Source organism: Sinomicrobium endophyticum (assembly GCF_052983315.1).
On record NZ_JBRKIS010000055.1, the window covers coordinates 35,421 to 45,809 of the forward strand.

The 10,389-nt window shown below is 43.0% G+C and carries 9 protein-coding genes; 4 read left to right on the top strand and 5 right to left on the bottom strand.

Features of this window, described 5'->3' with window-relative positions; translation table 11 throughout:
- Positions 1-99 precede the first annotated feature (99 nt).
- The 4 genes from ACVBDU_RS20855 to ACVBDU_RS20870 form a co-directional block, all read right to left on the bottom strand.
- The gene (locus tag ACVBDU_RS20855) at positions 100-1,134 is read right to left on the bottom strand and encodes a terpene synthase family protein (RefSeq protein WP_447181628.1); all 1,035 of its coding nucleotides are present in this window, start codon (positions 1,132-1,134) and stop codon (positions 100-102) included.
- 145 nt (positions 1,135-1,279) lie between these two features.
- A complete protein-coding gene (locus ACVBDU_RS20860; RefSeq protein ID WP_447181629.1) occupies positions 1,280-2,278 on the bottom strand; it encodes a terpene synthase family protein in 999 nt (332 codons plus the stop codon).
- A gap of 348 nt (positions 2,279-2,626) precedes the next feature.
- Positions 2,627-3,631: a terpene synthase family protein gene (locus tag ACVBDU_RS20865; RefSeq protein ID WP_447181630.1), complete on the bottom strand. Its 1,005-nt coding sequence runs from the start codon at positions 3,629-3,631 to the stop codon at positions 2,627-2,629.
- A gap of 455 nt (positions 3,632-4,086) precedes the next feature.
- The gene (locus ACVBDU_RS20870) at positions 4,087-4,647 is read right to left on the bottom strand and encodes a FecR family protein (protein WP_447181631.1); all 561 of its coding nucleotides are present in this window, start codon (positions 4,645-4,647) and stop codon (positions 4,087-4,089) included.
- 708 nt (positions 4,648-5,355) lie between these two features.
- Between ACVBDU_RS20870 and ACVBDU_RS20875 the strand changes: the two genes are divergently transcribed.
- The 4 genes from ACVBDU_RS20875 to ACVBDU_RS20890 all read left to right on the top strand — a co-directional run bounded on the left by ACVBDU_RS20875 (position 5,356) and on the right by ACVBDU_RS20890 (position 9,456).
- Positions 5,356-6,066 (top strand): LytR/AlgR family response regulator transcription factor, encoded by a 711-nt coding sequence (locus ACVBDU_RS20875; protein ID WP_447181632.1) that lies wholly within the window; start codon positions 5,356-5,358, stop codon positions 6,064-6,066.
- A 318-nt stretch (positions 6,067-6,384) separates the two neighbouring features.
- Positions 6,385-6,621 (top strand): hypothetical protein, encoded by a 237-nt coding sequence (locus tag ACVBDU_RS20880; protein ID WP_447181633.1) that lies wholly within the window; start codon positions 6,385-6,387, stop codon positions 6,619-6,621.
- A 109-nt stretch (positions 6,622-6,730) separates the two neighbouring features.
- Positions 6,731-8,764, top strand: a complete 2,034-nt coding sequence (locus ACVBDU_RS20885) for a tetratricopeptide repeat-containing sensor histidine kinase (RefSeq protein WP_447181634.1) — start codon at positions 6,731-6,733, stop codon at positions 8,762-8,764.
- Positions 8,765-8,775: 11 nt separating this feature from the next.
- Positions 8,776-9,456, top strand: a complete 681-nt coding sequence (locus ACVBDU_RS20890; RefSeq protein ID WP_447181635.1) for a response regulator — start codon at positions 8,776-8,778, stop codon at positions 9,454-9,456.
- A 152-nt stretch (positions 9,457-9,608) separates the two neighbouring features.
- Here ACVBDU_RS20890 and ACVBDU_RS20895 read toward each other — a convergent pair.
- Positions 9,609-10,389, bottom strand: a 781-nt coding sequence (locus tag ACVBDU_RS20895) for an IS3 family transposase (protein WP_447178419.1), incomplete at its 5' end; no start/stop codon positions are given.

Genomic DNA, 10,389 nt, shown 5'->3' on the forward strand with positions numbered 1-10,389 from the left:
CCCAGAAGGTTATAAATATTGAATTTCAGCCTTTAATTCGTATTAATAATTATCTGTTTGGGAGGTTATTGTATTGAACACATCAGGAAATTTTCAGAATTATTTTTTCACAAAAATGCTTTGCGGGCTAACATCGTCGTCTCCTTCTTTACCATACTTCGGCACAATAAATGCTTTAGGCTCATACCGGTTGGTACCAGAATTATAATACCAATTTTCACAGCCGCTAATGTGCAGTTTAACGTGATAAACATGATTGTATGCCGCTTCCTGAAAAGGACCAAAATCCAGAAAATGGAGAGATTTATGCAAATCATCCAATTCCTCGATATACGCATCATGTATTCTCATAGCCTCTGTACAAGCCTCCTGATAGGAAAGCTTATATTGATTAGCAAGAATGAAGATAATATTCAGATAATCACTTTCTACTTCAAGTTCTTTTTTCAGAGAAGCAAAGTCATTCTGGATTGCAATAAGCAGGCAAAGCAATTCTCTACAACGTTGTATAACAGGATGATCGTAAATATGAACAGGTAACGCAAAATTAACGCAAGGATCTGTCAAGTCACCATAGGGCCACATACCGATGGAATATTTTCGGAAATTAAGATAATGCGGAAGTAAAGGATAGGTTCTATTTTCAGCTTGCTTGAAAGGTATTTCTTCCGCAATACCATACATAATAAATTTATAAAAATTGATGGAAATGCGCTCTATCCAGAACTGCGGCATACCATTCGCAATCCATTCTTTTCTTGCCTGTGCCATCTGCCGCAAAATACCTATTTCATCCGGACCCGGATCCTCACCCATCATCACCTCATAAACCCGATCTGCTATGGTTTTCAATTCCTTTGCGGGCGTCATTCCGAAATAGTCATCAAAAAGCGTGATATAGATCATCATTCTGGCACAGGGGCGCATACGTTTTATACTATCACAAGTCGGATTCATATAAGTGGCGACCCGGGACAGGAGCTGAGGCTTACATCTTTTTATTCCTTCTTCAGAAATAAAAGTATAGTCATTATCATACCAGTCTTTTTCTTCCTCATCAAAGGCATTGGCAATAGGACTGGTAACTGTTGGCCAGGGGTAATAACACCTGGGGACGATTAATTCTTCTGTCATGGTTTTGATTTTATTTGTAAATAAAAAATTAATTGATGATATTATATTTGGTCTAGTTTTTCCTTTAGTTCCGTTGCATTTGGAAATTCCATAGCATTCATCATATATCGTTGTTTATAATTTTTGTGATGGAATCAATTATAATCTAAGGTGATGTGTCTCCAGTTTCCCTATCTGGCCATGCAAAGCACTCAGGATCGTAACGATTCGTATCTCTCAGATAAAAAGTATTTAGACCTTGTATCAGACTGCCCCAGCCTAGGAACAATTGTTTTATCTCTTCCTGATACTTGCCAAAATCAGGAAGGTCTTCCTGTAAAGCAACAAGTTCTGCAAGATCATCATCATGAATTTTCATGGCTCTAGACAAGGCATCTTCTAATGACAAGTTATAGTTTCTCTGTAAGACGATAACGATATTCATAACTTCGGTATCCTTGCTTAGTTCTTTTTTCAATCCCTGGATATCATTCTGCCAGGCAATAATTCTGGACCATAGGGATCGAACACGCTGTATTACAGGATGGCGTTCTACCTCCTCTGTTAAAAAAGTACAAAACTCCGCATCAACCAGATAGAAATAGGGAAATATTACAATTGAATATTCCCGGATTACTTTAAACAATGCAAGTGAAGGTACTGTTTGCGTGGCCTTATAATTTGTCTCTTCTTGAGCGCCATATCTTGTAACGGTGTGAAATACTTGTACCAAGCGCTCCATCCATTCATCGGGCATAAAAGCACGAAATTCATCTCTGATTTTGGCGGCCTGAATGAAATATCCGGGATCCTCTGGAGTAAGGCTATCTCCTCTGAATATTGCTACGAGTCGCTTACAATATTTACTGACCTCTTCTTCGGTTGCATATTCAAGCTGATCGTCAAATATCGTATGGAAAACAACAAGCCGATGCATAGGTGTTACGCGCTCATAACTTGCATAAGGGTACATTCTTGCTGAACACTTGTGCAGGTTCATGCTCTTGTATCGTTCACGTATATTTTCAGATAAATATACATAATCAGTATCAATCCAGTTTCTGTAATCAATACCCATTTGTTCCACATTAGTGTTGATTTTGTCTGGCCAAGGATAATAACCTTGAGGCAGGTAATTATGCGGGTTGTAATCTTCTAGTTTCATTTTTTAAAATTAAAGTGATAAATTGATGTTTGATAGGTTGTTATTATGATAGGATATTTTAAATTAAAAATATTCTTGTACAAAGTATTATTGAACCTGATTCAGCTTTGTTTTTAGTTCTGCTGCCCCAGGAAATTCAGCTGCGGTATAACGGTCCAGTTTTGTAGATATATTTTTCCATCCGCTCAGTACCATACTCATATAATGTACCCAGTTGATCACCGCGTCCTGCCAGATCCCAAAATCAGGAAGATTGGCTTGTAGTTCTAAAAATTCTTTCAGATCTTCAAGGCAGGCTTCTTATAGAGACATCTGTTGTTAAAATCAAGATGAGTTCATTACGAATTTTTAAGTTCTAATGTTCCGGTTGTTTTTTAACCTTTCTACCGAGGGAAATCCTGTTGCCGTATTGTAACGGGCAAGATCAAAGGAAACTGTTTTCCATCCGCTCAGGGTAATACTCATATAGTGTACCCAATTAACTACAGCGCTATGCCACTCTCCGAAATCGGGAAGTTTTCGCTGCAGTATTAAAAATTCTTTCAGGTCCTCGTTATGCATACGGACATCCTCCGCGCAGGCTGCTTCGAGGGAGATCCCTTTCTGATGTTCGATGACTTTTACCATATTGTAATAAATCCCCCCGGTAAGCCGGTCTTTCTGTAAAGACTGTATATCGTTATACAAAAGCATCATCCGGCTGGCCAGGGCCTGTAACCGCCTGATCACAGGGTGGTCATGAATTTCATCGGGCAGGGTCACCCCGGTGTCGATCTCCGTGAGTTGCAAAAACGGATAAAGACAAAGCGATGCTTCCCGTATGGCCAGGCATTCGGCAATGCCCGGATATTCATGACTGGCTTTATATATCAGTTCCCTTTCCAAGCCGTAAAAATAACGGTCTATCATGGAGACAAACCTGTTGTAGGAAGCCGGAGAGAGATACCGTAAAAATTCTTTCCTCAGAGAGCCCAGTAAAGGCCCCAGGGGAATACCGGAGTTTTCTCCTGTCATCTCTCCTTTGAGCACAGCCAGGGAACGGTCGCGTATGAAAGGAAGCTCTTCGGGGGTGATCTCCTCGTACATGTCGTCGTTATACAGCGTCCAGAGCATCAGCCGGCATACCGGTAAAAGGCGCTCCCGGCTTGCCGTGGGAAACCAATGTGAAGCAATATGGGCCGTTCGCGTCTTTTTGTACTTTTTGCGTATGGCTTCATTCTCCTGGTAGAGATAAAGATATGTTCCGTCTATCCATTCATTCTCCGTGATATGCTGAAGAGTATCCGCATAAGGGTTTTTAAAATAGGGAAAAGGATAACGGAATTCGGTCTGAAGAATTTCCTTGACATTCATAGATAAGATTCATTGAGGTTGGTTTGCTATAGTAAAATCAGGGCGACAACTCCCGGCAAAACTAAATGTCTACCAAGAGCAGTAAAGGTCATTCGCTCGAAAACAATAGAGCTTATACCAGTTTCCTGATAAAGTTAAATAGATGTTCCGAGTCTTTTTTACGGATTTCCATAATCGGAATGAAATAATTTATTTTTTTGAGTTATACACATAGATACCTGTTCGTATTAACCTGATAAACAAATAGTTAAACATTTGTATACGTATAAAATGAATAGGCATTTCAAAAGAACCTGACTTTGTGGGCTTTGTGAAAAACTTTGAGCCCTTTGTGGTTTTCCCTGTCACGGGTCTTATTTTATCACAGAAATTCACAAAGTAGGCACAAAGTATTGTAGAGAAATTAAATGTATAACTCAATTATTTTTTATTCCATTTCAACATCCTATCCCATACTACATTGATGGATTCCGCTTCAAATCTTCACTAATTTTCTTTTTAATAAAACGCTTCTCCCCGGTTTTACAGACTATTTGTTCTCCCGCCACCAGGACCACCTGCCATAAATATTGCCCGGCCTTCCCTTTCTCCTGCTCCGGATTTTCCAGGGAAACGAGTACTTTTCCGGAAATAACCGAAATAACCGTTTTCTTCTCTGTTTCGTAAGCCCGGATGTTAAAAGAAGTGCCCGGTACTTTTAGGGTCAATCCCCCTGCCTTTACCGAGAAAGGTTTTTCCTTGTCTTCCGCCACTTCAAAAAACGCCTCTCCCTCCAGTTCCACCTCCCTTATCCTGTTTCTAAAACTCTCCGGAAACGTCAGCGTACTCTCCGATTGCAAGGTTACGGTCGTACCATCGGGTAGGGTATGAACGGCCTGCCTGCCGGCGACGGTGTCCCGCGAAATGATTACCGGTGCGGACGGAACAAATACATAATAATGCCATACGGCCCATCCTCCAAGAAGGACAATGAGAATCGCTCCTATTCCATACCGGCGGGAATGCGTTTTATTCATACGGATATTTTTTAATATTACCGAATACTTGCCGGAAACAGATCCTGGTTCCTGTCCTGTTCTTCTTCCGGGTTCCTTTATTTTCTCCCTTTACGTGGTAAATAAAAATTTATTATAAAGCCCGGAATCCCGTTACCTCTGCCCTAAAGCGAGCGGAATTTCCAAATTACCGTCAAAATAATCTTACATGTGTTTGCCCTGCTGATCCGGCCCCCTCCCGGTAATGGTGTTCTTAAGGTACTTTATAATCAATATTCCCGGAAGGAAACAATTATTTATTCTCTCTGTTTTTAACAGATATTAAAAAAAGGCCCGGAAAACGAGGTTTCCAATAAAATATATTTGCCACACTTCTTACGGTCACTATATTTCCGGGCCAGGTGTTATGGAACGGATTACGGGTTCGTCGGGTACAGGACACAGCTCTACAATCTAAAAAATTAAACCAAAGTATCTTACTAATACGCCGCTCCTAAGGCAAAATAATCCCTCTGGGATAACAAAAAATCCCTCTCAGATAAGTTTTGCGCCGGATTTCATGTTCAGAACTACATCAGCTCCCGTTATGATTCCATAGTACAAAAGGCAATGCCTAAAACTACTACAACTACATGGAGGTGACAGTAGTCATAATCCGTACTTTTTTTACCTGTAACGCCTACTCTCTTCCTCCTGGTGATCTCTATTTTCCCCTTTTAACAACGTGTTTTGATAAGCTATTTTATTATAGAAAAAGACGGGAATACTATTCAAACCATAGAAAGTGTTTTACGGGATTTTGACCAGTTTTATTTCCTGGGGCATACTCAATGCCGGGAAACCGCGATGGATACCTTATTAAAACACCGGCCCGACCTGGTCTTTATCCGGATAGACAACCTCCTTGAAAATCCTTTCCAATTTGTATCGGAACTCTATCTTTATGACCATCATCCCCCCAGTTTCATCGCTATTTCCCAATCGGAAGACCAGGCCTATACCGCTTTCAAGTATAATTTCCTGGATTATGTCCTCCACCCGGTATCCACATTGGAAATCCGGAAAAGCATCCTGAAGTACCAGAAGAAAAAACCTGCCTGTGCCAGCCTGATCTGCATAAAATCGTATAAAGACTACCAATATCTCAACACCGACAATATCCTCTTTTTAAAAGCGGACAACAATACTACCGATTTTTACCTGGAAGACGGCCGGGTCATAGGAGCATTCAAAACCCTGAAGACTTTTGAAGCTAAACTGCCGAAAACTTTCCTGAGGATACACAAAAGCTATATTGTAAACACCTCCCATGTGTCCCGTATCCACTACGGGAAGGCCACATGCTCCCTAAGACAGTGCCCGCAGCCCATTCCGTTCACCAGGACCTTCCAGGAAAACATAGACAGGATACACAGCATTCTCCGGAAATCTTCCTATTGAGGTAATGAGTTAATGGGTTATTTGGTTAGTTAGGCAATACTCATTAACTCATTACCTTATTACCTTATTAACTCATTAACTCATTCCCCCCATTTCCCTCGCAAAAAGCACGGTTTCACTAGTACACTTCCCATACTCACTAACAACCCCTTTTTGCCTGCCGTAAACTACCCGGACACCCCTTAATTTAGCCTTGTAAAACAGATTTCTGCGCATTGGCCCATACTGTTGTCAATGCTTCCGTTGTGCACAACCGGATCACGAACCGCCTCCCCGGGGAGGCCGGGAAACTATTTGTCGAATCTAAAATTTTGCACAATGAAAACAATTCTTAAAACCACTGTATTATTCGTATTTACCACTTATTTCTTTTCCTGTACCCAATCCGACGACCTGCCCGAAGAAACACAGACCGTTACCATGGTTTCTGCTGCAGCTATCACTCCCGGTGACGAAACAGAAACAGAAAACGAAGAGGACGATACGCAGACCGATCCGTCAACCCAGTCCACGGGTAATGACTCCAGTATCCGGCCGGATAACGAAAAGGACTAATTCATTATTAAGAGACCGTCTCTATTCATAAAAATTATTTAATTCAAGCCTTTAACAAAATTTGTTAAAGGCTTTTTATTAAATTTGGTGTACCCCAAACGCCTGAATTTTGAAAACCTGCAAACTAAAATATCCATATGCTATATTCTTTTTTGCCATTGTATTAGCCATATACACCGCATGTGAAAACCCCCGGCATCCGGCCCCGCAATTACAGAAAGAAAAGGACAGCATCGCTACCTGGCTTAAAAAAGCCGGGCAAGACACTATGGCACCTGTCCGAAGACAATTCCTGGTCAAAGCATATAACCTGGCCCTGCAGCAAAAAGACACCATAAAACAGGAATACTTACGGAAAATCGCTTACCAGGCTTCCCTGCTTAAAGACTCCGCCCTCTTTAAAAAAGCCAACAAGGAAGCCATGCGCCTTGTCCTTCAAATGAGAGATACCTCCGGTATAGCCGATACACACTGGAATTACGGCGCCTTTTACCTGGACAGGGAAAATTACGACAGTGCATATTATCATTACCACCGGGCCCAAAAACTCTTCGAAGACATCGGGGACACCTACTATTCCGGTAAAATGCTGTACAATATGGCCTACATCAGCGGACGCATAAAAGACTATACGGGGTGCGAGGTATTATTGTTCCGGGCCATATCCCGCTTCCAGCCCCAAGACCGGTATAAGCAGCTCTACAACTGCTACAATCACCTGGGCGTAGTTTACGAAGAACTGAAAGAATACGATAAAGCGATCACTTACCATAAAAAAGCCCTGGATTACCTGGGAAAAATGGACGATAAATCCGTATTCCTCCAGGACAGCCATAACAATATTGGCCTTATCTATCAGAAACAGGGAAACCAAAAGGAAGCCCTGTATTATTTCAACAAAGCCCTGCAAACACCGGGGCTGGAATCCGACGATGTGGAACTCTATACCAGGCTGATAGAAAACAGGGCATTCAGCCGCTTCCTCGATAACGATACCACACAACTCCCGCAGGACTTTTACCGGGCTTTACGTATATGGGAAGACAGGCAGAACACTTCCGGGATCATTCTGGGCAAACTCCGGCTTGCCCGATATTATATAAAGTATAACGACTCCGCCCGGGCCCGGCACCTGGCCGGGGAAGCATACGACCTGGCCCGGAAGATCCGGAACAACAGGGATATACTATCCGCCCTGCTTTTACTCTCCGGCACAGACCGCGAAAAAGGCCCCGACTATTTACAGGAGTATATCCGGCTGAGCAACGACATCCAGGAACAGGATCGCCGTACCCGGGACAAATTTACGCGTATACAATACGAAACGGAGCAGTATATAGAAAAGACCCGGCAGCTGTCTACACAAAAAATATGGATACTTACCATTGGTATTGTCCTGGTTCTCCTGTTGTTGCTATTGTATATTCTAAACCGGCAATTTGCACGGAACAAGCTGCTCCATATGGAAAACCTGCAGCAAAAAGCCAATGAACAGATCTACCTGCTTTCCTTAAAACAGCAGGCCAAATTACAGGAAGGCCGCAACCAGGAAAGAATACGGATATCCGAAGAACTGCACGACAGTGTCCTGGGCGACCTCTTTGCCATACGCATGGACTGGGGATTCCTGAAACTACAGGGCGACCCGGACTCCCTGCAAAAACACCTTTACTACCTGCAGGAACTACAGCGGATAGAAAAAGATATCCGGGAAGCATCCCACGAATTGCGGAACGAACCGGAAGCTTACCCGCTCAATTTTATATTTATCGTGGAAAAGCTGATCCAGAAACGCGCAAATACGGGGGGTTTTGAATACAAACTGGTACACGACGACGCCATAGCCTGGGAAGATATCGATGAGGTTATCAAGGTAAACCTGTACCGGGTTATCGAAGAAGCCCTGCAAAACTGTATTAAGCACGCCGGGGCCACACTAGTAGACATGCAATTCCAACAGAAAAAAAACAACTTCCTTCAACTCGCCATACGCGACAACGGCATAGGCTTTAATTCCCGTAAACGCCATAAAGGTATCGGGATTAAGAATATGCAATCCCGCATACGGAAGGTCAGGGGAACATTTCATATACATTCTCAAAAAGACCGGGGGACCGTCCTCACGGTTTCCATTCCCATCTAAAATTTATCACTATGAAAAAAGAACAGTATAATATCGTACTGGTAGACGACCACCCCTTGATCACCGACGCCTACAAAAACGCTTTCGAAGACATCCGCAATGAGGACAAGCTACAGTTTAATATCGTCACCTCCCATTCCTGTGACGAAGCCCTGCATATTTTTGACCATATCTCCCCCCTTCACCCTATCGATATCGCCTTCCTCGATATCCACCTGCCGCCTTCCAAAAAGACTAATGAAATTATTTCGGGGGAAGACCTGGGGCTGAGAATACGGAAAGTATCTCCGGATACCAAAATCGTTATTGCTACCACCTTTAACGATAACTACCGTATACACAGTATCTTCGAAAGCCTTAACCCCGACGGGTTCCTGATCAAGAACGACATTACCCCCGACGAACTCGTCACCGCCATCCGGCACCTCATGCACGCCCCGCCCTATTACAGCAAAACCGTGGTGCAGTCCCTGCGCCAGTATATTACCAGCGACCTGCTGCTCGACAAAATAGACCGGCAGCTCCTCCACCAGCTCTCCCTGGGCACCAAGATGAAAACCATGTCCACCATACTCCCCCTCTCCACCGCTGCCATAGAAAAACGAAAACGACACCTGAAAGAAATTTTTGATATACGCAGCGGAGAAGACCGGGAACTGATCCTTAAAGCCAAAGAAAAAGGGTTTATATGAGCAACAAACGAGGTGGCTGAGTGTTCCGAATTATGTTCGGAATGTATCGAAGCCACCGGGTTCCGGGTTTCGGGTTCCAAGTTGCAGGTTGCAAGTTGCAGGTTCCAAATTACAGGTTTGGGCATGCCTGAATATGGTTGCCTTTTTTCTGGTTAATAATTAATCTTAAATCTCGGTTTTTGTTCAGGGGTTAACCCCTGAACAAAGGTTTCAAATTCTACAGGTTTCATATTTTTTAGTGAACCATGTGGACGTTGATAATTGTACTTTTCTACGATTTTTTTTATCAATATTCTCCCTTGTTTTAAACTGATATGGGAGTGGTCAAAATCGATATATTCATTTTTTAATATGCCGTTTAAAGATTCTGCATGAGCATTCTCCCAGGCTTTACCGCCCATGCTAGGCTGTACCTGATTTTCTGTATGTAACTCAGCTAATCGCTTATAAACGTATTGGCTGCCTTTATCCGAATGAAATATGAGTTGTTTCCGTTCGGTTTTAGCAGTCGTGGCCAGGGCTTCCCTATAAGCTACAACTATAGTATCCTCTGCGGTCAGGGTGGCTGACAAACTCCAGCCTTTGATTTTCCTACTGTACACATCCAGGATCAAGGTCAGGTAATAAGGCTTCTTAGCCGATACAGCGATATAGGTAATATCACTCACCCAAAGCTGGTTGATCCCGGTTAGTTGTAAATCAGTGATCCGATTAGGATACCAATGCTTCCCCCCATAAGTGGTACGGTAACGGTTGCGCTTGCGCTTTAACCTAAAGCCATGACTCAGCAATAAGGCCTCGGTCTTGTCCCGACCCATCCCGGTAGGCTTGAGCTCCGCATAGAGCTTCCTACAACCCAGCCGAGGATGGCCCTTACGAAGCTCCCTTGCGCCTTCCAGAACACTATTCCTAACCCGGAGTTGTTCCTGGTGG